Genomic DNA, 22,684 nt, shown 5'->3' with positions numbered 1-22,684 from the left:
ATACGGATCCCCTTCTGTCGCCGAGTCTAGGCGGGCCCACTGACAAAGCCACTGACCTGCACATATGCCCAGGCTTCGGGTCAGCGGCCCCAGCGGCCCGGTTCCGTCGCGTAGCCGTACACGGGCCGGCCGGTGGCGGCGCTCGTGCGCAGCGGGCGGCCGCCGTCGTCGATGCGCAGGGTGCCGGAACCGGCCGGCCCGCTCCAGCGCAGGTCCAGGGACCAGTCGCAGTCGCAGCCCGCGGTGGTGGCCTCCACGCGCAGGACGACGGGCTCGGACGCCGAGACGCGCAGGGGGAAGGCGGGGGCCGGGATCGTGCCGCCCGCGTCGTTCCCGGCGACCGGCCGGGCCAGGGGGCGCGACGCGTCCAGGTTCACCGCGAAGGCCGCCGGGGTGAGCGAGCCGCCGCAGCCCTGCGACATCTGGAAGAGGTTCCAGGCCGGCGGGGTCCGCCGCGCGGCCACCCGTACCTCCAGGCCCTCCAGGACGACGCTGCCCGGTCCCGTGCCGTGCAGCGTGACCTCCACGATCTGCGTTCCGGCGTGCACGGCCCCCTGGGCCGCGGCCCAGGCGGGCGCGTCCGCCTCCACCGGCGGCGGGGGCACCGCGCCGGGGGCCCGATCGGCCAGGTAGGCGTGATCGCAGCCGGCGGCCCACACGTGCGACCGTACCGCCGCCCTCAGCGGCACCGCCGGGGCGGACGGCTCCGGCTGCCGCGCCGAAGGCGGGGCGGACCCCGGGCCCGGCACCGGTACCGCCGACGGCGCGGGGGTGACGGCCGGTCCGGGCGACGCCGACGTGGCGGGGCTCCCGGGCCCCGCCGCAGTCGCCGTCGCCGTCGCCGCGGCGGACGCCGACGAGCCGGTCACGGCCCCCGCGGCGCCCGACGGCGTACCGCGCTCCGGCCCGGCCGCCGCCAGCACCGCCACGGCCACCGCCCCCGCCGCCACCCCGGCCGCGGCGACCACGGCCAGGCGCCGCCTCCGGTACCAGGCCGGCCGGACCCCCACGACATCCTCAGCCCCCGACCCCGGCCCCCCGACCGGAGACGGCGCCGGTTCGGGATCCGGCTGCGCGCCCCGCGCCGCCGCCCGCCTCCGCGCGTCCGCCAGCAGCCACGCCCGGTGCAGGTCCACCGCCTCCCCCACCGAGGCCCCGCAGGCCCGCGCGAAGCGGTCCACCACCGCGAACTCCGCCGGCACCGCCTCCCCGCTGCAGTAGCGGTGCAGGGTCGAGGTACTCGTGTGCAGCCTGCGCGCCAGCACCCCGTAACTCAGCCCGGCGCGCTCCTTCAGCTCCCGCATCAGCAGCGCGAACCGCTCCGCCTCACCCGCACCCTCGCCCGCGCCCACGCCCACGGCGTTCCCCCGTCCCACGACTCCGTTCCATGCAGGGGGTGTTCCCCCAGATGACAGCACGTACGGCCATTCCAGTGTCCCGAATCCGCCCCGATCCGTCGCCCGACACCCCGCTTCGGGGCAAGGCTCTCGGCGTACGGACACGCACCGACGGAAACGGGGAGAACCGACCATGTTCCGACGCACCGCCACCGCCACCACCGCCCTCGCCGCCCTCGCGGCGGCCACCGCCCTCGCCCTGACGGGATCGACCACTGCCACGGCCGCCACCGCGCCCGGGTTCATCACCGGCACCGATCTGCCGCCGCACCCCGGCTCCGTCTGGTACACCGGCGAGATCACCAAGGGGCTGCCCGAGTTCGCGCCGTTCTGCCTGGAGGGCGTCCTTCCGGCGACGGGCAGCCGGCACCGCACGTTCGGCACCGAGTTCGACACCGGCGCCGTGCAGATCTCCGTACGGTCCTCCTCGCCCTCCGCGGCCGCCAAGCTGGCCGCAGCCATCGAGCGCAAGGTCGCGGCCTGCGCCTCCGACTGGCTGCGCACCACCCCGGGCGGCACGGCCTCCTGGCAGGACTACGGCAAGCTCCCCGTCGAGGAGGGCGCACACGTCTACGGGGTGCACACCTCGGTCCCCGACTCCGAGCCCGGCGTGCACCTGTACGGGATCGGACGCGACGGCTCCACCGTGACGGTCGTGAAGTGGGGGCAGATGGGCGACCTCTCCGACGCCCCCGTCCCGGCCTTCAAGAAGACGACCACCACCGCCGTCGACAAGCTCAACCCCTAGCGCGCGGCCGCCCCCGACCGCCCGCATCGGTGGGACCATGGACATGAGGCGAGGCGATGGCCATGCGTTCCGGAAACGAGCCCGTGACCGCGCGCAGTCCGCTGCGGCTGCGGTTCTGGCTGGGCATGTGGGGGCTGATGTGGGCTGTCGCCGGGACGGCCGCCTTCTCCCTGGCGGGCCGCCCCGGCTGGGCGGCCGCCTGCGGGGTCCTGGCCGTCATCGTGACGGTGGACCTGGCCGTGATCCTGCACCACATCCACCAGGGCCCGCACTACCAGCCCGGGCCGGACATCCCTCCGTACGAGCCGCCCCGCCGCCGGTAGGACTCAGTCCTCGAAACGGGCGGCCTGGAGGTACTCGGGCTGCGGGTCCAGCGCCGCGGCCAGCCGGAAGTGCTTGCGGGCCTGCGCGGGCCGGCCGGAGCGCTCGTGGGTACGGGCCAGCGCGAAGTGGGCGAAGGCGTTGTCCGGCTCGCGCTCCAGCACCAGCTCGAACTCCAGCTCCGCCGGACGCAGTTGGGCGGCGGCGAAGAAGGCCCGGGCGCGCAGCAGTCGGGCCGCCGTGTTCTCCGGGTGGGCGGCTATGACGGAGTCGAGCAGCCTGACCGCACCGCGCGGGTCGCGTGCGGCGAGCAGCCGCTCGGCGGCCCGGTAGTCGATGACGTGCGTCTCGGGGCTCGCCGCACCGGACGACGAGGACGGCGAGGAGTGCGGCGTGGTGTCGGACACGGTCTGTTCCTTCCCTCTACGGCCGCGTTCAACGCCCCACGCCGCGCCCGCTATTCCACGGCACGTCAGACCTGACGATCCGTCCGCCCGGCCGCCCGCCCCGCGCCCCGCCCCGCTCCACGGCTACTCCGCCGCCTGCTCCACGGCCTGCTTCGCAGCCCGCGCCGTGAGCTCCTCCCACACCGCGCGCACCTGCGGTTCCAGCGCCTCCAGCGGCCCGTCGTTGTCGATCACGAGGGTCGCCACGGCCAGCCGCTGCTCCCGGGTGGCCTGCGCGGCCATCCTGGCCCGCGCCTCCTCCTCGGCCATCCCCCGCAGCTCGGTCAGCCGCGCCAGCTGCGTCCCGGGCGCCGCGTCCACCACGACCACCAGGTCGTACAGGGGTGCCAGGCCGTTCTCCGCGAGCAGCGGTACGTCGTGCACCACGATCGCGTCGGCCCCCGCGGCGGCCTCCAGCTCGGCCGACCGGGCCCCGACCAGCGGGTGGACGATCGCGTTGAGGGTCTGGAGCTTCGCGGCATCGGCGAACACGATCGACCCCAGCTTCGGCCGGTCCAGCGCCCCCTCCGCGGTCAGCACCGCCTCCCCGAAGGCCGCCACGACGGCCGCGAGCCCCGGCGTACCGGGCTCGACGACCTCCCGCGCGATCCGGTCGGCATCCACGATGACCGCCCCGTACCCCGCCAGCAGCCGCGAGACCTCGCTCTTGCCGGCACCGATTCCGCCCGTCAGGCCCACTTTCAGCATGCCCGCAGCCTAGACCGAGCTCCCGGCGCCCCCACAGCCCCCTCGGCTCAGTTCTCGCCCTCGCGCTCCGCGAGGAACCGCTCGAACTCGCGGCCGATCTCATCCGCCGACGGGATCTCCGCGGGCTCGGCCATCATGTTCCCCCGGGTCTCGGCGCCGGCGGCCGCGTCGTACTGGTGCTCCAGCCCCTGCACCAGGGCGACCAGTTCCTCGTCGCCCTCCCGGATCTGCCGGTCGATCTCCGTCTGCGTACGGTGCGCCTCGGTCCGCAGCGCGTGCGCCACGGCCGGCAGTACCAGCCCGGTCGCCGCCGTGATCGCCTCCAGCACCGTCAGCGCGGCGTCCGGATACGGGGAGCGGGCGACGTAGTGCGGTACGTGCGCGGCGACACCCAGCACGTCGTGCCCGGCCTGGGCCAGGCGGAACTCCACCAGCGACTCCGCGCTGCCCGGCACCTGCGCCTCGTCGAAGGGGCTGCGGTGCCCCGGCATGAGGTCGGTCCGGTTGCCGTGCGGGGTGATGCCGACGGGCCGCGTGTGCGGGACGCCCATGGGGATGCCGTGGAAGTTGACCGAGAGACGGACGCCGAGGCGCTCGACGATCTGCCGGACGGCGACCGCGAACCGCTCCCACTCCACGTCCGGCTCGGGGCCGGAGAACAGCAGGAAGGGCGCTCCGGTGGCGTCCTGGACGAGGCGGACCTCCAGCCGGGGTTCCTCGAACTCCGTCCAGTGGTCGCGCTGGAAGGTCAGCAGCGGGCGACGGGCCCGGTAGTCCACGAGCCGGTCCGCGTCGAAGCGGGCCACGACCTGGTGGGGCAGGGTGTCCAGGAGCCGCTCGACGATCTGCTCCCCGGCCTCGCCCGCGTCGATGTACCCCTCGAAGTGGTACAGCATGACCAGCCCGGCCGAGTCCTGGGCGAGCGCCAGGTCGGCCACCGCCAGGCCCTTGGCGTCCCATTCGTACAAACCCTGTGGATCAAGCACCGTCACCACTCCTCCTCGCCGCGTTCTCTGCCAAGAACGTCCAAGGCGGCCCCACCATTCCCCAGTTGGACGCATTCACGAGAACGCAACGGATCACGGGGAAAACGCGATGAGGCCCGCCCCCCGAAGGGGACGGGCCTCACCGTTCAACTCAACCAGCCCGGCTCACGCCCGGAGGCGTGGTGCGCGCTGCGATCAGCTCTGGCCGCCGGCCAGCTTCTCGCGGAGCGCGGCCAGGGCCTCGTCCGACGCCAGGGCGCCGGAGGTCTCGTCCGACTCCGAGGAGTACGAACCACCCGAGATGCCCGCACCGGCGCCGGCACCGGCGGCCGGGGCGGCAGCACCCTCGGCAGCGGCGGCCTCGTCGGCCTCGCGGCTCTTGATGACCTGAGCCTGGTGCTGCTCGAAGCGCTGCTGCGCCTCGGCGTACTGGGTCTCCCAGGCCTCGCGCTGCTTGTCGAAGCCCTCGAGCCAGTCGTTGGTCTCGGGGTCGAAGCCCTCGGGGTAGATGTAGTTGCCCTGGTCGTCGTAGGACGCGGCCATGCCGTACAGGGTCGGGTCGAACTCGACCGACGCCGGGTCGGCACCGAAGGACTCGTTGGCCTGCTTCAGGGACAGCGAGATCCGGCGACGCTCGAGGTCGATGTCGATGACCTTGACGAAGATCTCGTCGTTGACCTGGACGACCTGCTCCGGGATCTCCACGTGGCGCTCGGCCAGCTCGGAGATGTGGACCAGACCCTCGATGCCCTCGTCCACGCGGACGAACGCACCGAACGGAACCAGCTTGGTGACCTTACCCGGGACGACCTGACCGATCTGGTGGGTCCGGGCGAACTGCTGCCACGGGTCCTCCTGCGTCGCCTTCAGCGACAGGGAGACACGCTCGCGGTCCATGTCGACGTCGAGGACCTCGACGGTGACTTCCTGGCCGACCTCGACAACCTCGGACGGGTGGTCGATGTGCTTCCAGGACAGCTCGGAGACGTGGACGAGACCGTCGACGCCACCCAGGTCCACGAAGGCACCGAAGTTGACGATCGAGGAAACGACGCCGGAGCGGACCTGACCCTTCTGCAGGGTGGTGAGGAACGTCTGGCGGACCTCGGACTGGGTCTGCTCCAGCCAGGCGCGGCGGGACAGGACCACGTTGTTGCGGTTCTTGTCCAGCTCGATGATCTTCGCCTCGAGCTCCTTGCCCACGTAGGGCTGGAGGTCGCGGACGCGACGCATCTCGACGAGGGAGGCCGGCAGGAAGCCGCGGAGGCCGATGTCGAGGATGAGACCACCCTTGACGACCTCGATGACGGTACCGGTGACGATGCCGTCCTCTTCCTTGATCTTCTCGATCGTGCCCCAGGCGCGCTCGTACTGGGCGCGCTTCTTGGACAGGATCAGACGGCCTTCCTTGTCCTCCTTCTGGAGAACCAGGGCCTCGATCTCGTCGCCGACCTTGACGACCTCGTTCGGGTCGACGTCGTGCTTGATCGAGAGCTCGCGGCTCGGGATCACGCCTTCGGTCTTGTAACCGATGTCGAGCAGGACCTCGTCCCGGTCGACCTTCACGATGACGCCGTCGACGATGTCGCCGTCGTTGAAGTACTTGATCGTCTCGTCGATCGCGGCGAGGAAGGCTTCCTCGTTACCGATGTCGTTGACCGCTACCTGCGGAGTGGTAGAGGTGGTCTCGGTGCTGCTCGTCATGTGGGAAAGGGCTCCGGTTACGGACAGAAAGTCGTAGGTACTGCTACGCCGGGAGCCCTTATCGGCATCTGCCGAAGAAGCCGGACAGCCAGGAGACCCCCATTCCGCGAAGAGCGGCGGGGCCCCGAAAACCGAGGGGACATCAACAGATGCAAGCGCAGCCTGCTAGGTCTGAGGAGCACAGGCTCGCAGCGCAACTTGTAGCATACGGGGGCGGCCGGACAGGGTCAATGCGCGAAGGCGGACACCCCCGGCGGATCGCCGTATAACCGGCACAATTCGTGGGCGGGGAGGCCGTGATGGCACTTCCCTGCCCGCTCCGCAGACATCCGCAGACTACGACGACGGGCCCCATGAACCAAGAGGACTACGCCCCCGAAGACGCGTACGAGGTCGATTCCGCCTCCGGGGACGATGCCGAGGCCACCCGGCGTGACGCCGGCGAAGCGGAGAGCAGCCGCGCGAGCCGCGGCTGGTGGGACCGCAACGCCGACGAGTACCAGAGCGAGCACGGCGCCTTCCTCGGCGACGACCGCTTCGTGTGGGGGCCGGAGGGCCTGGACGAGGCGGAGGCGGCCCTGCTCGGGCCCGCCGCCTCCCTGAAGGGCAAGGACGTCCTGGAGATCGGCGCCGGCGCCGCGCAGTGCTCGCGCTGGCTGGCCGCCCAGGGCGCCCGCCCCGTCGCCCTCGACCTCTCCCACCGCCAGCTCCAGCACGCCCTGCGCATCGGCGACGACGTTCCGCTCGTCGAGGCCGACGCCGGGAAGCTGCCCTTCCGCGACGCCTCCTTCGACCTCGCCTGCTCCGCCTACGGCGCCGTCCCCTTCGTCGCCGACCCGGTGAACGTGATGCGCGAGGTGCACCGCGTACTGCGCCCCGGCGGCCGCTGGGTCTTCTCCGTGACCCACCCCATCCGCTGGGCCTTCCCCGACGAGCCCGGCCCCGAGGGGCTGTCCGTCTCCGCCTCCTACTTCGACCGGACCCCGTACGTCGAACAGGACGAGCGGGGCCGCGCCGTGTACGTGGAGCACCACCGCACGATCGGCGACCGGGTCCGCGACGTGGTGGCGGGCGGCTTCCGCCTGGTCGACCTGGTCGAGCCGGAATGGCCCGAGTGGAACAGCCAGGAGTGGGGCGGCTGGTCCCCGCTGCGCGGCAACCTGATCCCGGGCACCGCGATCTTCGTGTGCGAGAGGGGCTGACGCCCCCTTGATCCGTACCGCCGCCCTCGGCTCCCTCCCCGTACGGGAGGCCGTGCCCGCGCTCGTCTCGGCGCTGGACGCCCACGGCACCGCCGTGCTCTGCGCCCCGCCGGGCACCGGCAAGACCACGCTGGTGCCGCTGGTCCTGGCCGGGCTGGTGGGCGGCGGGCCGCGGCGCCGGGTCGTGGTGGCCGAGCCGCGGCGGATCGCGGCCCGGGCGGCGGCGCGGCGCATGGCCTGGCTGCTGGGCGAGGCCATCGGCGGTTCGGTGGGCTTCACGGTGCGCGGGGAGCGGGTCGCGGGGCCCGGGACGGTGGTCGAGGTGGTCACCACCGGTGTCCTCCTGCAGCGGCTCCAGCGGGACCAGGAGCTGTCCGGCGTGGACCTGGTGATCCTGGACGAGTGCCACGAGCGGCACCTCGACGCCGATACGGTCGCCGCCTTCCTCATGGACGTACGGGAAACCCTGCGCCCGGAGCTGCGGCTGGTGGCGGCTTCGGCGACGACCGACGCGGCCGGCTGGTCCAGGGTGCTGGGCGGGGCGCCGGTGGTGGAGGCCGCCGGGGTGTCGTACCCGGTGGAGACCGTCTGGGCCCCGCCGGCCCGGCCGGTGCGGCCGCCGCACGGGATGCGGGTGGATCCCGCGCAGCTCACGCATGTGGCCGCGGTGGTGCGGCGGGCGCTGGCGGAACGTTCCGGCGATGTCCTGTGCTTCCTGCCCGGCGTCGGGGAGATCGCCCGGGTGGCCGGGCAGCTGGGCGGGGTCGACGCCGAGGTGCTCCAGGTGCACGGCCGGGCCCCGGCGGCGGTGCAGGACGCGGCGCTCGCACCCGCCGTGCACCGTCGCGTCATCCTCGCCACCGCCGTGGCGGAGTCCAGCCTGACCGTGCCGGGCGTGCGGGTGGTCGTGGACTCCGGGCTGGCCCGCGAGCCCCGCATGGACCATGCGCGGGGGCTTGGCGCGCTGGCGACCGTACGGGCCTCCCGCGCGGCCGGGCGCCAGCGGGCGGGGCGGGCCGGGCGTGAGGCACCGGGCGCGGTGTACCGCTGCTGGGCCGAGGCGGAGGACGCCCGCCTGCCCGCTTTCCCCTCCCCCGAGATCCGCATCGCCGACCTGGCGCAGTTCGCCCTGCAGGCCGCCTGCTGGGGCGACCCGGACGCGTCGGGGCTGGCGCTGCTGGACCCGCCGCCGGCCGGGGCGATGGCCGCGGCGCGGGAGGTCCTGCTCGCGGTGGGCGCGGTGTCCCGGGCGGGGCAGCCCACCCCGCGGGGGCTGCGCATGGCCCGGCTGGGCCTGCACCCGCGCCTTGCCCGGGCACTGCTGGACGGCTCCGCGGCCCTCGGCTCCCGCCGGGCGGCGGAGGTGGTGGCGCTGCTGAGCGAGGAGCCGCCGCGCGAGTACGGGGACGACCTGGCCGCGGCCTGGCGTCAGGCCCGCCGGGGCGCCGACGCCTACGCGTCCCGCTGGCGCGCGGAGTCCCGCCGCCTGGAGCGCGCCGCCGGGAACCCTGCGGGGCCTTCCCCCACCCCGCCCCTTCCCGAAACTGGGGGCTCCGCCCCCAGCCCCCCGTCCCGGGGCTCCGTCCCGGACCCGGCGGGGGCTCCGCCCCCGGACCCCCGCGCCTCAAACGCCGGCGAGGCTGGATATGCCCGCTCGGCGGGCTGGATGGCGCGGAGCGCCATTTCAGCCCCGCCGGCGTTTGAGGCGCGGGGCCGGGCGGAGCCCGGCGGGGGGCTGGGGGCGGAGCCCCCGCGCGGCGCAGCCGCAACTGCGGCACAGCCGGGAAGGGGCGGGGTGGGGGAACTCTCCGACGATGCCGCCGCCGGGCTCGTGGCGGCCCTGGCGTTCCCCGAGCGCGTCGCGAAGAGCAAGGGCGAGGGCGCCTTCCTCATGGCCTCCGGGACCGGGGCCGAGCTCCCCGACGGGTCACCGCTGCGCCGCGCGCCCTGGCTGGCCGTCGCCGTCGCCGACCGGGCCCCGCACTCCGCCTCCGCCCGGATCCGGCTCGCCGCCGTCATCGACGAGGACACGGCCCTGGCGGCAGCCGCCCATCTGCGCAGCCGGGGTGAAGAGGTGCACTGGGAGGACGGGGACGTCGTCGCCCGCGCGGCGGACCGGCTCGGGGCCGTCGAACTCGCCGTGCGCCCCCTCAAGAACCCCGACCCCGCCCTCGTACGGGCCGCCCTGCTCGACGGGCTCCGCGCCGAGGGCCTCGGCCTGCTGCGCTGGTCCCCCGACGCGCAGGCCCTCCGGGCCCGGCTCGGCTTCCTGCACCGGACGCTCGGCGGCGCCTGGCCCGACGTGGCGGACGACGGCGCCCTGCTGGACCGCGCCGACGACTGGCTGGAGCCCGAGCTGTCCCGGGCCCGCCGCCGCGCGGACCTCGGCCGCATCGACGCCGGGCAGGCCCTGAGCCGGCTGCTGCCCTGGGCCACCGGCGAGGCGGCCCGCCTGGACGAGCTGGCTCCGGAGCGGCTGGAGGTGCCCAGCGGATCCCGGATCCGGGTGGACTACTCCGCCGAGCACGGGCAGCCGGTGCTCGCCGTGAAGCTCCAGGAGCTGTTCGGGCTGGCCGAGACCCCCCGGGTGGCGGGGGTACCCGTACTCGTCCATCTCCTCTCGCCCGCCGGCCGGCCGGCCGCCGTCACCGCCGACCTCGCCTCCTTCTGGCAGGGCGGCTACCGGGCCGTCCGCGCCGAGCTGCGCGGCCGCTACCCCAAGCACCCCTGGCCTGAGGACCCGGCCACCGCCGAGCCCACCCGCCACACCAACGCCCGGCTCAGGCGCTGAGCTCCTGCGGCCCCGCCCCCGGCCGGCGGCGGCCGCGCGCCTCCAGCCACAGCGCCAGCGCCAGGAGCGCCAGCCCGCCGGCCGCGAGACCGATCGGCGCGTAGGTGTGCAGCGCGAGGACCTTCGTACGGTTCGACTTGACCAGGTCGACGGTGTAGTCGCTGTAGTCCTCGCGCATCTTCACGTGCCCGGCGAAGGCGGTGAGCTTGCCGTCGGGGCCGCCCGCCGCGATCCCGCCGCGCATCTCCTGCTGGATCTCCTGCTCGGCGTTGACGGGCGCCCCGGTCACCGGGTCGACCCAGAACATCGCCTTGGTCGTGTACCAGAGGGTGGTGCCGGTGGTCGCCTCGATCGTCGCCGGGTCGATGCCCTCGATCGGCATCTTCTTGGGCATGGGCACCTTGGTCCAGGGCACGGTCTGCTCGAAGTAGTAGACGTCCATGCCCTTGAACGTGCGCGGTCCGACGTAGTGGATCGGCGAGGAGGTACGGGTCTGCGCGTCGAAGTACAGGTAGTCGCGCGGCTCGGTGAAGAACGGCCACTTGAACTCGATGCCCTCGCGCTTGACGGCGTCCCCGTCGACCATCTCGCCCGTGGCGTGCACCGGGTCTTGGGTGTGCGCGTCGAAGATGTAGCGCTCGGGGATCTGGGAGACCATCTTCCCCTCGGGGTCGATGATGTGGGTCAGCGTGTCCCAGACGACGACGTCCTTGCCCGCGCTGGTCTCGATCTCCTTGGACGCCTCCACGTTGCCCTTGAGGGTCTGGACGATCGTGACCTTGTCGACCTTCTTGGGCTGCATCCCGTTGAAGTAGTCGAGGAGGGTGGCGTCCTTCGCCTCCAGGACCACCTCCTGGTACTGGTTCGCCGGGATCTTGGCGAGCCGCGGGTACGCGTACCAGCGCAGCAGCGGCGCGAGGGCCGCGAAGAAGACGGCCAGTGCCAGCAGGACAAGGCTCGCTCTGCGTCGCATCGCCGGGCCCTCCTCTACTTTCCGGGCGCGGCGGGCGCGGTGGTGAGCAGGGGCTTGGGTGAGGTCTTGCCTTCGGGCGCCCCGAACGCCGTGATGGCGAGGACGAGGAGCACCGCGAGGACGAGCCCGCTGGCGGCGGCGATGAATGCGCGCATGCCGGGCCTCCGGAATCTGATAGGGCGTCAGGGCGGAGGCACCGTAGCAACGCGGAGGCGAGATGAGAACCCGTCAGGCGCAGGTCGGCTGCCTGGTGGAGCGGTACGGGCCCTGCCATCCTGCCGGGCATGACCGCATACGAAGTGCTGCTGATCGGCGGTGGGTCGGGCGTCGGGAAGTCCACGGTCGGCTGGGAGGTCTCGGAGCGGCTGCGCCGCCGCGGGACGGCGCACTGCTACATCGAGGGCGACTTCCTGGACCAGATCCATCCGGCCCCCGAAGGCGACCCGGACCGTGCGGCGATCACCGAACGCAACCTCGCCTCGGTCTGGGCGAACTACACCGCGCTGGGGCAGCGCCGACTCGTCTACACCAACACCGTGAGCATCCTCGACCTGCCGCTGATCCACCGGGCCATGGGCGGCGACGGCGCGGGCGGCGGGGTCCCGATCCGGACGACATGCGTGCTGCTCACGGCGCGGGAGGCGACCGTGCGGGAGCGGCTGGCCCGGCGGGAGATCGGCTCGCAGCTCGCCGCGCACATCGAGCGGAGCCTGAGGGCGGCGGCGGTGCTGGAGCGGGGGCTCCGCCGGGCACGGTGCGGGTCGCGACGGACGGGCGGGCGGTGCCGTGGATCGCGGAGCGGGTGCTGGAGGCGGCGGCGTGGTGACGCGGCCGCCGCCGCAGCGGGCTACGGCGTGGGCGACGGGGACAGCCCGGGCTCTGCGGGGGCGCTCGCGCTGGGCGTGGCCGTGGGCGCGGGAGCCCGCGTGGGCGTCGGCTTGGGGCTCGGCGTCGAACTGGGAGCCGGAGTCGGGGTCGGGCTGGGCGTGGGACTCGAATCCGGTTTCGGCATGGGGGTGGGCGACGGAGTAGGGGTGGGCGACGGACTGGGAGTCGGTGTCGGGTGGGGCGTCGGTGTGGGGCTCGGCTCCGGCGTCGGCGTCGGCGTCGGGGTTGACGTCGGGTCCGGGGTCGGCTCCGGGGTCGGCTTCGGATCCGGCGTCGGGGTGGGGCTCGGTGTCGGGGTCGGCGTCGGGCTGGGGGTCGGCGTCGGGCTCGGCGTTGGTGTCGGGCTCGGCGTTGGTGTCGGGCTGGGGCTCGGCTTCGGGTCCGGCGTCGGGCTCGGCTCCGGGCTCGGCTCCGGGCTCGGCTCCGGGGTCGGCTCCGGGGTCGGCTCCGGGGTGGGCTCCGGGGTCGGCTCCGGCTGGGGTGCCGGCGGCGCGCCCCCGCCCGGGCCGCCCGTGTCCGGGACCCCGTGCGCCCCCTGGAGGTAGTACGTGAACCAGGACCGCACCGTCCGCAGGTACTCCGTGGAGTGGTTGTACGACAGCACGGCCCGGTCCAGATCCGCCGCCACCCGCAGGTCCCTCGTGCCCGCGCACAGGTAGCGCCCCGCCGCGAGGGCCGCGTCGTACACGTTGTGCGGGTTGCGCCGGCCGTCGCCGTCCGCGTCCTGGCCCCACGCCGCCCACGTGGAGGGGATGAACTGCATCGGCCCCACCGCCCGGTCGGAGCGGGCGTCGCCGTCGAACGCCCCACCGTCGGTGTCCGGGATGTTCGCGAAGCCGTTGCCGTCGAGCACCGGACCCAGGATCGGCCGCAGCGTGGTCCCGGCCGTGTCCACCCGGCCGCCGCGCGCCTGCCCGGACTCGACCTTGCCGATCGCGGCGAGGAGCTGCCAGCGCAGCCCGCATCCGGGGTCGCTCTCCCCCACCGTCTTCTCCGCGCGCAGGTACGCCGCGAGCACGCTCGCCGGAATCCCCTGCGCCGCCGTCCCCGTGGCGGCGGGCTCCCCGGTCACGGCCGCCGTCTGCTCGGCGGGCGCGTTCGGCGCGGCCGCTCCGTCCTCGGTGGCGAGGGGTACGGCCTGCGGCGCGGGGCTCACCAGGGGCGGCAGTTCGGTGAAGTAGGAGGAGTCGCCGCCGCCTCCGGTCCCCGGAAGGGACTGCGTACCACCCCTCCGGCCGCCGCGATCGGGTCGGTGCGACCGGCGGCCGGCCCCTGGGAGGCGGTCACCGCGGCGACCACCAGCGCGGAGACGAGGGCGGCCGCCCCGCCCCTGCGCAGCCTGCGTCCGAATATTCGAGCCGACATGAGCCGGACCCCTCCCCCTCGACGTGCGCGTGACCCTACGTCAACTCCCTTCACACGGCACGCATCACGGTCGGGAATTCACCACATCCCCACGTCCCGTGCAGGTCACGCATACTGGCGGAACCACTGGGATCGAGGAGACGCACGATGCCGTTCACTCTCAGCCACGCGGCCGCCGTGCTTCCGGCCATCCGCAGGACCGGGCGTGCCCGGGGGCCGCTGGTGGCCTCCGCGCTCGTCCTGGGGTCGTTCGCGCCGGACACCTTCTACTTCGCGGCCACGGTGGTCCCGGGCATCAAGCCGTACGGCACCTTCACGCACTCGCTGCCGGGGGTACTGACCGTGGACGCCGTACTGACCGCGCTCCTCGCGGCGTGCTGGCTGCTGCTGCGCGAACCGCTGATCGCGCTCCTGCCGCGCGGCCGCCAGGGCCGGGTGCACGCCTTCGTGCGCGGCGAGGACTGGCGCGGGCGGCAACGCCCCGCGCTCGCCCTCTGGTTCTACCTCTCGGCGGTCACCGGCTCCCTCACGCACGTGGTGTGGGACAGCTTCACGCACATCGACCGCTTCGGGACGCACACGTGGCCGGAGCTGGGCGAGCCGCTCGCCTTCGGCCTGCCGCCCTACCTGTACCTGCAGTACGGCACTTCGGTGCTCGCCGCCTGCGCCCTGCTCTGGTTCGCGGTGACGAGCCTGCGCCGGCTGCCGTCCGCACCGGCCCCCGCGTCCGTGCCGTTGCTCGGCCGCGCGGAGGTCCGGTGCTCGCTCGCCCTGCTCGTGGTGTGCGTCGCGGTCGGGATCACGATGCGCGTGATGCGCTTCTTCACCTTCTTCGACCGGATCCGTACGCCGCTCGACATCATCCCGACGGTCTGCTTCGGCGCGGGCGGCGGCCTGTGCGTCGGCCTGCTGCTGTACGGGGTCCTTTTCCGGCTCCGGCACCGCGCCGACCGCGGCCGCGGCCGGGACCGTACGGACGAGGACGAGGACACGCGAACGCCCGTCCCCACCGCGTAGCGGGGACGGGCGCTCGGCCGAGCCGTCGTACGGGGATCAGTGCGCGGCGGACTCCCAGTCGGGGCCGACGCCCACGGACACGTCCAGCGGGGCGCGGAGCTCGACGGCGGCGCCCATCTCCCGGCGCACCAGCTCCTCGACCTGCTTCCGCTCGCCCGGGGCGATCTCCAGCACGATTTCGTCGTGGACCTGGAGCAGCATCCGCGACCGCAGTCCGGCCTCGGTGATCGCCTTGTCCACGCGCAGCATGGCGACCTTGACGATGTCGGCCGCGGTGCCCTGGATCGGGGCGTTGAGCGCCATCCGCTCGGCGGCCTCGCGGCGCTGGCGGTTGTCGCTGTTCAGGTCGGGCAGGTACCGGCGACGGCCGAAGATCGTGGCCGTGTACCCGGTGGCCCGGGCCTCGTCGACGACGCGCTGGAGGTACTCGCGGACCCCGCCGAACCGCTCGAAGAAGGTCTCCATCAGGCCGCGCGCCTCGGCGGGCTCGATGTTCAGCTGCTGGGCGAGACCGAAGGCCGACAGCCCGTACGCGAGACCGTAGGACATGGCCTTGATCTTGCGGCGCATCTCGGCGTCGACGGCGGACCGCTCCACTGCGAACACCTGGGAGGCGACGGTGGTGTGCAGGTCCTCGCCGGACAGGAACGCCTCGATCAGGCCCTCGTCCTCGGAGAGGTGGGCCATGACGCGCAGCTCGATCTGGCTGTAGTCGGCGGTCATGAGGGACTCGAAGCCCTCGCCGACGACGAAGCCGCGGCGGATCGCGCGGCCCTCGTCGGTGCGCACCGGCACGTTCTGCAGGTTGGGGTCGGTGGAGGACAGGCGTCCGGTCGCGGCGACGGTCTGGCTGAAGCTGGTGTGCACCCGACCGTCGGCGGCGATGGTCTTGACCAGACCCTCGACGGTGACGCGCAGCTTGGCCTGCTCCCGGTGGCGGAGCATGATCACCGGCAGCTCGTGGTCGGTCTGCGTGGCCAGCCAGGCCAGCGCGTCGGCGTCCGTGGTGTAGCCGGTCTTGGTCTTCTTCGTCTTCGGCAGGTCCAGCTCGCCGAAGAACACCTCCTGGAGCTGCTTGGGCGAGCCGAGGTTGAACTCGTGGCCGACCGCCGCGTGCGCCTCCTTCACCGCCTGCTGGACCGCTCCGGCGAACTGCTGCTCCATGGCCTCCAGGTGGTCGCGGTCGGCGGCGATGCCGGCCCGCTCCATCCGGGCGAGCAGCTCGGAGGTCGGCAGCTCCATGTCGTGGAGCAGCTCGGCGGCGCCCACCTCGGCGAGCTTCTCGGTGAAGGCGTCCCCGAGGTCCAGGACCGCGCGGGCCTGCGCCATCAGCGCCTCCGCCTCGGCCGTGTCATCGGCGCCGAAGGCCAGCTGGCCGTCGGCCGCGGCGGGCGCGAGCTCCCGGTGCAGGTACTCGTTGGACAGCACGTCCAGCGCGAAGAACCGGCGGCCCGGCTTGACCAGGTACGCGGCGAGGGCCGTGTCCATGACCGCTCCGGCCAGCGTCCAGCCGTGCTCGGGGAAGACCCGCATCAGGCCCTTGGCGTTGTGCACCACCTTCGGGCGCGCCGCATCGGCGGCCCAGGCGGCGAAGGCCCGCTCGTCGGCCTCGTCCAGCGCGTGCGGCTCGAACCAGGCCGCCGCGCCCCCGGCCGCGGCGAGCGCGATCTCGGCGACCTTGCCCGCACCCAGCGCCCAGCTGTCGACGGTGGCCACGCCCAGCGGGCCGCCCGCGTGGGACTCCAGCCACGGCGCGAGCTCGCCCGTGCCCAGCACGGAGGCGTCCAGCTCCACACCCGCCGCCGCCGGAGCCGGTGCCTGCTCCTCGGCCGCGCCCGGGTCCACGGCCAGCAGCCGCTCGCGCAGCGAGGCGTTGCGGATCTCCAGCACGTCCAGCACCCCGGTCACGGCGGACCGGTCGTACGGCAGGCGGGCCAGGTCGGCGGGGGTCTTGGACAGCTCCACGTCCTTGACCATCTCGGTCAGGACGCGGTTGAGCTTGACGGCCTCCAGGTGGTCCCGGAAATTCTGCCCGGCCTTGCCCTTGACCTCATCGGCGCGCTCCACGAGCTCCGCGAACGACCCGAACTGGGTGATCCACTTGGCGGCCGTCTTCTCGCCGACGCCCGGGATGCCGGGCAGGTTGTCGGACGGGTCGCCGCGCAGCGCCGCGAAGTCCGGGTACTGCTGGGGGGTGAGGCCGTACTTCTCCTCGACTTTCTCCGGCGTGAAGCGGGTCAGCTCGGAGACGCCCTTGGTCGGGTAGAGCACGGTGGTGTGCTCGGAGACGAGCTGGAAGGAGTCGCGGTCGCCGGTGACGATCAGCACCTCGAAGCCGAGGGCCTCCGCCTGCGTCGCGAGCGTCGCGATCACGTCATCGGCCTCGAAGCCCTCCACCGCGAAGCGCGGCACGGCCATCGCGTCGAGGAGCTCGCCGATCAGCTCGACCTGCCCCTTGAACTCGTCGGGGGTCTTGGAACGGTTCGCCTTGTACTCGGGGAACTCCGTCGAGCGCCACGTCTTGCGGGACACGTCGAACGCCACCGCGAAATGCGTGGGCGCCTCGTCGCGCAGCGTGTTCGCCAGCATCGACGCAAAGCCGTAGATGGCGTTGGTCGGCTGGCCCGTCGCGGTCGTGAAGTTCTCCGCGGGCAGCGCGAAGAACGCCCGGTACGCCAGGGAGTGCCCGTCCATGAGCATCAGGCGGGGGCGGTCCGCTGCGGTCGTCTGGTCGGTCTTCTTCGATGCTGAATCTGCCACGCCCCCGATCCTAGGCGCCCCCGCTGACAATTCCGGCGTCGGCGATGTCGGCGGAGCGTGACAGGATCGGATGTGTACGAGATGAGTACGCGAAGACTGCTCAAAGGGGAGCGACATGGCCTCCAAGCCGCCCGTAGGTGATCCGGTACAGGACGCGCCGCAGGTCGCGCCGCCGAAGCACGCGGCTGCCGGACTGCCCGCGATCGGGCACACCCTGAAGATCGCGCAGCAGCAGATGGGCCTGGCCCGCACCGCCCGCACCCTGCTCAAGGTCAACCAGAAGGACGGCTTCGACTGCCCCGGCTGCGCCTGGCCCGAGGGCGACAAGCGGCACACCGCCGAATTCTGCGAGAACGGCGCCAAGGCCGTCGCGGAGGAGGCCACCCTGCGCCGGGTCACCCCGGAGTTCTTCGCCGCGCACCCCCTGACCGACCTGGCCACGCGCTCCGGGTACTGGCTGGGCCAGCAGGGCCGCATCACCGAACCCATGCTTCTCGAAAGAGGGGCCATGCCGGACGGCGGCGACCGGTACGAGGCCGTGAGCTGGGAGCGGGCCTTCGCGATCATCGCCGAGGAGCTGCACGCCCTCGCCTCCCCCGACGAGGCCCTCTTCTACACCTCGGGCCGCACCAGCAACGAGGCCGCGTTCCTCTTCCAGCTCTTCGCCCGCGAATTCGGCACCAACAACCTGCCCGACTGCTCCAACATGTGCCACGAGTCCTCGGGCTCCGCACTGAACGAGACCATCGGCATCGGCAAGGGCAGCGTCTCCCTCGAAGACCTCCACCAGGCCGACCTGATCATCGTCGCCGGCCAGAACCCGGGGACGAACCACCCGCGCATGCTCTCCGCCCTGGAGAAGGCCAAGGAAGCCGGCGCGAAGATCATCTCGGTGAATCCGCTGCCCGAAGCCGGCATGGAGCGGTTCAAGAACCCTCAGACCCCCCTCGGCATGCTCAAGGGCACCCCCCTCAACGACCTCTTCCTCCAGATCCGCATCGGCGGCGACCAGGCCCTCTTCCGCCTCCTGAACAAGCTGGTGATCGAGGCGGGCGGCGCCACCGACGAGGAGTTCATCCGTGAACACACCCACGGCTACGAGGAGTTCGCCGCCACCGCCAAGGAAGCGAACTGGGACGAGACCCTCACCGCCACCGGGCTCACCCGGCCCGAGATCGAGCGCGCCCTCGCCATGATCCTCGCCTCGAAGCGCACCATCGTCTGCTGGGCCATGGGTCTGACCCAGCACAAGCACGCCGTCGCCACCATCCGCGAGGTCGTCAACCTCCTCCTGCTGCGCGGCGACATCGGCCGCCCCGGCGCCGGTGTCTGCCCCGTCCGCGGCCACTCCAACGTCCAGGGCGACCGCACGATGGGCATCTTTGAACGCCCGGCCCCGGCCTTCCTCGACGCCCTCGACAAGGAATTCGGCATCACCTCGCCGCGCGAGCACGGCTTCGACGTGGTCCGCTCCATCCAGGCCCTGCGCGACGGCCGGGCCAAGGTCCTCTTCGCCATGGGCGGCAACTTCGTCGGCGCCACCCCCGACACCGAGGTCACCGAGGCCGCGATCCGCCGCGCCTCCCTGACCGTGCACGTCTCCACCAAACTCAACCGCTCCCACGCGGTCACCGGCCGGCGCGCCCTGATCCTGCCCACCCTCGGCCGCACCGACAAGGACGTCCAGGCCTCGGGCAAGCAGTTCGTGACCGTCGAGGACTCCATGGGCATGGTCCACTCCTCCCGCGGCAACCTCGCCCCCGCCGGCCCCCACCTGCTCTCCGAGCCCGCCATCGTGGCCCGCATGGCCCGCGCCGTCCTCGGTGACACCTCGAGAACCCCGTGGGAGGAGTTCGAGCGCGACTACGGCACCATCCGCGACCGCATCTCCCGCGTGGTCCCCGGCTTCGAGGACTTCAACGCCCGCGCGGCCCACCCCGGCGGCTTCCGGCTCCCGCACGCCCCGCGCGACGAGCGCCGCTTCCCCACGAAGACCGGCAAGGCCAACTTCACCGCCGCGCCCGTGGAATACCCGAAGGTCCCGGCGGGACGGCTGCTCCTGCAGACCCTGCGCAGCCACGACCAGTACAACACCACGATCTACGGCCTCGACGACCGCTACCGCGGGATCACCGGCGGCCGCCGCGTCGTCATGGTCAACCCCGAGGACGCCGCCGAGCTGGGCCTGGCCGACGGCTCCTACACCGACCTGGTGAGCGAGTGGAAGGACGGCGTGGAGCGGCGCGCGCCCGGCTTCCGCGTCGTGCACTACCCGACCGCCCGCGGCTGCGCCGCCGCCTACTATCCCGAGACCAACGTGCTGGTCCCGCTGGACTCCACCGCCGACACCAGCAACACCCCCGCGAGCAAGTCCGTCGTCATCCGCTTCGAACCGGCCTGATAGAACGACCCAGGACACAATGGTTAACGAGCGTTGACGAACGGAGCCGGCCCATGGGCGAGCAGCACGCAGTGAAGTTCCCGCAGGAGGTACTCGACGAGTACGCGGCCCTGGGCATCGACCTGCCCGCCCTCTTCTCGGCGGGCGCCCTGGGACAGCGCATGGACATACGGATCCTGGAGGCCTCGGCCGAGCGGGTCGTGGCCACGATGCCCGTCGAGGGCAACACCCAGCCGTACGGGCTGCTGCACGGCGGGGCCTCCGCCGTACTGGCCGAGACCCTCGGCTCGGTCGGCGCGATGATGCACGGCGGCATCACCAAGGTCGCCGTCGGCGTGGACCTGAACTGCACCCACCACCGGGGCGTGCGCTCCGGCCAGGTCACCGGCGTCGCCACCCCCGTGCACCGGGGCCGCTCCACCGCCACCTACGAGGTCGTCATCAGCGACGAGCAGGAGCGGCGCGTCTGCACCGCCCGCCTGACCTGCCTGCTGCGCGACGCCGGCCCGGTCGCGGAGACCCCCGCCGGAGTCTGACCCCGGCCGCCGAGCACCCGCGGGCCCGGACCCCGCCCCATCCGGCGGGCGCGTCCGGGCCTGCGCCCGTTCCACCCCCGGGCGCACCGGGACGCACCCGCCCGGAATCCGCCAGTCCGCACCCTTCTCGCCCCCATGTGTTGTGTCACCGATGGTGACCGCCTACCTTCCCCTCATGGGGAACCAGCCACGTTCCACGGTCCGGTACGTCGCCTCCACCCTCCTCACGGCGCTCGCCCTGACCGGATGCTCAGCTTCCACCCCGCCACACGAGGCCGCTTCCGGGAGCCCTGCCCCGAGCCCCTCCTCGCCCGCGCAGGTCTGCACCAGCCTGGTGTCCTACTGGGCCAAGGAGACCCTCATGGGCACCAAATGGTCCGGTCTGGACTGGGAGCAGAAGGGGCTCTCCAACGAGCAGTACGCGATCCACGAGGACGCGGTCGCCGCGGGCCGCGCCGAGGAGCGAACTGCCGGACGGGACAAGGCACTTGAGCTCATCGACCGGTTCGTGGCCCAGCGTTGCGCGGAGCAGAACGGGGCGACCTGGAGCTCCGAGAACTGGCGCCCGCCGACGTGACGCGGGTCACCGGATTCCCGGGCGCGCTGTCCGGCTTCCGGGCACGTACCCCCGTACGACCGAACCGCAGGTCGCAGGCCCTTTGGCTGCCGGAACAAGATCCATCCGAGTGAAGTGGATCTTCCTCTTTCGTTACTCTACGTAACGGAAATGCCATACCGAATCCCCCTTTTCCCTCGGGAATGGCCACCCGACGGATTCTTTCGGCCACGCGCTGCCACATTCGGCTGAATTTGATCAAAGACAGGAGCATGGAGGCCTCAAGCCCCTTAGGGGAACAGGGTTTTCTCAGGATGCGGACATTCCCCAGCGTCACAAAATGTCCGATCTGTCCGCACTCCCACCACGCATTCTTGCCCTTGGCATAACAAGAGCGTCACATCATCCTTTCCCCGCTCCCCGCGCTCGCCACCTCGGGCCTAGAGTCACGGCCAGTCACCGCGCCGATGGGCGCGACCCAGCACGGCCGTGGACCTCCCAGTGCGGCCCGGCGACCTACCGGCACCTCGACTAGAGGGCGCCGCGCCAGGGAAAGGAAGAATCGTGCGACACCGTTCTTTGCTCGTCCTCACCACCGTGATCACCACGGGAGCACTGACCCTCACCGCTTGCGGATCGCGCGACGGAGGCTCGAAGGACAACGGCGGCGGCAAGAAGACCGTCGTCGTCATCGGCGTCGACGCCCCCCTCACCGGCTCGCTCTCCGCGCTCGGCCAGGGCATCAAGAACTCCGTGGACCTCGCGGCCAAGACGGCCAACAAGAACAACGAGGTCCCCGGGATCGAATTCAAGGTCGAAGGCCTCGACGACCAGGCGGTCCCCGCCTCCGGTCAGGCCAACGCCACCAAGCTCGTCGGCAACAAGGACGTCATCGGCGTCGTCGGCCCGCTGAACTCCGGCGTCTCCCAGCAGATGCAGGGCGTCTTCGCCTCCGCCAAGCTGGCGCAGGTCTCCCCCGCCAACACCAACCCCTCGCTCAGCCAGGGCGACAACTGGGGCAAGGGCGAGTTCAAGCGCCCCTTCGACACCTACTTCCGCACCGCCGCCACCGACGTGGTCCAGGGCAAGTTCGCCGCCCAGTACCTCTTCAAGGACGCCGGCAAGAAGAAGGTCTTCGTCGTCGACGACAAGCAGACCTACGGCGCCGGCCTCGCCGCGATCTTCTCCGACGAGTTCAAGAAGCTCGGCGGCGAGGTCGTCGGCACCGACCACGTCACCGTGAAGGAGACCGACTTCTCCTCCACCGCCGACAAGGTCAAGGCTTCCGGCGCCGACTCCGTCTACTTCGGCGGCCAGTACCCCGAGGGCGGCCTCCTCGCCGACCAGATCAAGAAGACCGGCGCCAACATCCCGCTCATGGGCGGCGACGGCATCCAGGACCCCGCCTTCATCAGCGCCTCCGGTGAGGCCAACGAGGGCGACCTCTCCACCTCCATCGGCTACCCGGTCGAGAAGCTCCCCACCGCCAAGACCTTCATCGCGGACTACCAGGCCGCCGGCTACAAGGACCCGTACGCCGCCTACGGTGGCTACTCCTACGACGCCGGCTGGGCCGTCATCCAGGCCGTCAAGGCCGTCGTCGCCGCCAACGACGGCAAGCTGCCCACCGACGCCCGCGCCAAGGTCGTCGAGGCCCTCGGCAAGGTCTCCTTCGAAGGCGTGACCGGCAAGGTCGCCTTCGACCAGTACGGCGACACCACCAACAAGCAGCTCACGGTCTACAAGGTCGAGGGCGGCAAGTGGATCGACGTCAAGAGCGACACCTTCAACCAGTAATCCCACCGCTAGCCCGCTAGCACCGGGCCAGTCCGTCCCAACGGCCTGACCCGCATCAAACGAACCAACCGCGCGAGGGCGCAAACAG

The 22,684-nt window shown here is 72.5% G+C and carries 20 protein-coding genes and 1 pseudogene; 11 read left to right on the top strand and 10 right to left on the bottom strand.

Annotated features, from left to right (window positions below; translation table 11 throughout):
* Window positions 1-80: 80 nt before the first annotated feature.
* Window positions 81-1,376, bottom strand: a complete 1,296-nt coding sequence (locus ACGFYU_RS23330) for a helix-turn-helix domain-containing protein (RefSeq protein WP_393829242.1) — start codon at window positions 1,374-1,376, stop codon at window positions 81-83.
* Window positions 1,377-1,530: 154 nt separating this feature from the next.
* On the opposite strand from ACGFYU_RS23330, the gene ACGFYU_RS23325 reads away from it, so the two are divergent.
* Together ACGFYU_RS23325 and ACGFYU_RS23320 are read left to right on the top strand one after the other, a co-directional pair.
* Window positions 1,531-2,145 carry a hypothetical protein gene (locus ACGFYU_RS23325; protein WP_393829241.1) on the top strand — a complete coding sequence of 205 codons (615 nt, stop codon included), beginning with the start codon at window positions 1,531-1,533 and terminating at the stop codon, window positions 2,143-2,145.
* A 62-nt stretch (window positions 2,146-2,207) separates the two neighbouring features.
* Window positions 2,208-2,468, top strand: a complete 261-nt coding sequence (locus ACGFYU_RS23320; protein WP_393829240.1) for a DUF6343 family protein — start codon at window positions 2,208-2,210, stop codon at window positions 2,466-2,468.
* A 3-nt stretch (window positions 2,469-2,471) separates the two neighbouring features.
* On the opposite strand, the gene ACGFYU_RS23315 is transcribed toward ACGFYU_RS23320, so the two are convergent.
* The 4 genes from ACGFYU_RS23315 to rpsA form a co-directional block, all read right to left on the bottom strand.
* Entirely contained in the window at window positions 2,472-2,873 is a 402-nt protein-coding gene (locus tag ACGFYU_RS23315; protein ID WP_393829239.1) for a tetratricopeptide repeat protein, read from the bottom strand.
* A 123-nt stretch (window positions 2,874-2,996) separates the two neighbouring features.
* Window positions 2,997-3,620 (bottom strand): dephospho-CoA kinase, encoded by a 624-nt coding sequence (gene coaE / locus ACGFYU_RS23310; protein ID WP_393829238.1) that lies wholly within the window; start codon window positions 3,618-3,620, stop codon window positions 2,997-2,999.
* A gap of 47 nt (window positions 3,621-3,667) precedes the next feature.
* Entirely contained in the window at window positions 3,668-4,606 is a 939-nt protein-coding gene (locus tag ACGFYU_RS23305) for a PAC2 family protein (protein WP_393829237.1), read from the bottom strand.
* Between the two features lie 195 nt (window positions 4,607-4,801).
* A complete protein-coding gene (gene rpsA, locus ACGFYU_RS23300; protein WP_393829236.1) occupies window positions 4,802-6,310 on the bottom strand; it encodes a 30S ribosomal protein S1 in 1,509 nt (502 codons plus the stop codon).
* 353 nt (window positions 6,311-6,663) lie between these two features.
* On the opposite strand from rpsA, the gene ACGFYU_RS23295 reads away from it, so the two are divergent.
* Window positions 6,664-7,512, top strand: a complete 849-nt coding sequence (locus ACGFYU_RS23295) for a class I SAM-dependent methyltransferase (protein WP_393829235.1) — start codon at window positions 6,664-6,666, stop codon at window positions 7,510-7,512.
* A gap of 7 nt (window positions 7,513-7,519) precedes the next feature.
* Complete coding sequence (locus tag ACGFYU_RS23290; protein WP_393829234.1) at window positions 7,520-10,303, top strand: ATP-dependent RNA helicase; 2,784 nt, start codon at window positions 7,520-7,522, stop codon at window positions 10,301-10,303.
* On the opposite strand, the gene ACGFYU_RS23285 is transcribed toward ACGFYU_RS23290, so the two are convergent.
* Both ACGFYU_RS23285 and ACGFYU_RS23280 read right to left on the bottom strand, forming a co-directional pair.
* A complete protein-coding gene (locus tag ACGFYU_RS23285) occupies window positions 10,293-11,276 on the bottom strand; it encodes a DUF3068 domain-containing protein (protein WP_393829233.1) in 984 nt (327 codons plus the stop codon). The genes ACGFYU_RS23290 and ACGFYU_RS23285 overlap by 11 nt on opposite strands.
* 14 nt (window positions 11,277-11,290) lie before the next feature.
* Window positions 11,291-11,431: an SPW_0924 family protein gene (locus ACGFYU_RS23280; protein ID WP_329386914.1), complete on the bottom strand. Its 141-nt coding sequence runs from the start codon at window positions 11,429-11,431 to the stop codon at window positions 11,291-11,293.
* A 129-nt stretch (window positions 11,432-11,560) separates the two neighbouring features.
* On the opposite strand from ACGFYU_RS23280, the pseudogene ACGFYU_RS23275 reads away from it, so the two are divergent.
* Window positions 11,561-12,102 (top strand): annotated as a pseudogene (locus ACGFYU_RS23275) (hypothetical protein).
* 21 nt (window positions 12,103-12,123) lie between these two features.
* On the opposite strand, the gene ACGFYU_RS23270 reads toward ACGFYU_RS23275, so the two are convergent.
* A complete protein-coding gene (locus tag ACGFYU_RS23270) occupies window positions 12,124-12,927 on the bottom strand; it encodes a lytic transglycosylase domain-containing protein (protein WP_393829369.1) in 804 nt (267 codons plus the stop codon).
* On the opposite strand from ACGFYU_RS23270, the gene ACGFYU_RS23265 reads away from it, so the two are divergent.
* Window positions 12,917-13,345, top strand: coding sequence for a hypothetical protein (locus ACGFYU_RS23265; protein WP_393829380.1), 429 nt, complete (start codon window positions 12,917-12,919; stop codon window positions 13,343-13,345). The two genes, ACGFYU_RS23270 and ACGFYU_RS23265, sit on opposite strands and share 11 nt — an antisense overlap.
* On the opposite strand, the gene ACGFYU_RS23260 is transcribed toward ACGFYU_RS23265, so the two are convergent.
* Window positions 13,317-13,529 carry a hypothetical protein gene (locus ACGFYU_RS23260; protein ID WP_393829232.1) on the bottom strand — a complete coding sequence of 71 codons (213 nt, stop codon included), beginning with the start codon at window positions 13,527-13,529 and terminating at the stop codon, window positions 13,317-13,319. The genes ACGFYU_RS23265 and ACGFYU_RS23260 overlap by 29 nt on opposite strands.
* Window positions 13,530-13,676: 147 nt before the next feature.
* Between ACGFYU_RS23260 and ACGFYU_RS23255 the strand changes: the two genes are divergently transcribed.
* Window positions 13,677-14,546 carry a DUF4184 family protein gene (locus ACGFYU_RS23255; protein ID WP_393829231.1) on the top strand — a complete coding sequence of 290 codons (870 nt, stop codon included), beginning with the start codon at window positions 13,677-13,679 and terminating at the stop codon, window positions 14,544-14,546.
* A gap of 36 nt (window positions 14,547-14,582) precedes the next feature.
* On the opposite strand, the gene polA is transcribed toward ACGFYU_RS23255, so the two are convergent.
* On the bottom strand, window positions 14,583-17,306 hold the full coding sequence (gene polA, locus ACGFYU_RS23250; RefSeq protein ID WP_393829230.1) for a DNA polymerase I: 2,724 nt from the start codon (window positions 17,304-17,306) through the stop codon (window positions 14,583-14,585).
* 115 nt (window positions 17,307-17,421) lie between these two features.
* On the opposite strand from polA, the gene ACGFYU_RS23245 reads away from it, so the two are divergent.
* The 4 genes from ACGFYU_RS23245 (at window position 17,422) to ACGFYU_RS23230 (ending at window position 22,596) form a co-directional block, all read left to right on the top strand.
* A complete protein-coding gene (locus tag ACGFYU_RS23245; RefSeq protein ID WP_393829229.1) occupies window positions 17,422-19,707 on the top strand; it encodes an FdhF/YdeP family oxidoreductase in 2,286 nt (761 codons plus the stop codon).
* 53 nt (window positions 19,708-19,760) lie between these two features.
* The gene (locus ACGFYU_RS23240) at window positions 19,761-20,243 is read left to right on the top strand and encodes a PaaI family thioesterase (protein ID WP_393829228.1); all 483 of its coding nucleotides are present in this window, start codon (window positions 19,761-19,763) and stop codon (window positions 20,241-20,243) included.
* 175 nt (window positions 20,244-20,418) lie between these two features.
* Window positions 20,419-20,820, top strand: a complete 402-nt coding sequence (locus tag ACGFYU_RS23235; protein WP_393829227.1) for a hypothetical protein — start codon at window positions 20,419-20,421, stop codon at window positions 20,818-20,820.
* A gap of 543 nt (window positions 20,821-21,363) precedes the next feature.
* Window positions 21,364-22,596: a branched-chain amino acid ABC transporter substrate-binding protein gene (locus tag ACGFYU_RS23230; RefSeq protein WP_393829226.1), complete on the top strand. Its 1,233-nt coding sequence runs from the start codon at window positions 21,364-21,366 to the stop codon at window positions 22,594-22,596.
* Window positions 22,597-22,684 lie beyond the last annotated feature (88 nt).

It is taken from the genome of Streptomyces sp. NPDC048337, from assembly GCF_043201175.1.
Taxonomy (GTDB): Bacteria; Actinomycetota; Actinomycetes; order Streptomycetales; family Streptomycetaceae; genus Streptomyces.
The sequence above is the reverse complement of the archived record's forward strand: the minus strand, read 5'-3'. Positions and strand labels throughout refer to the sequence as shown.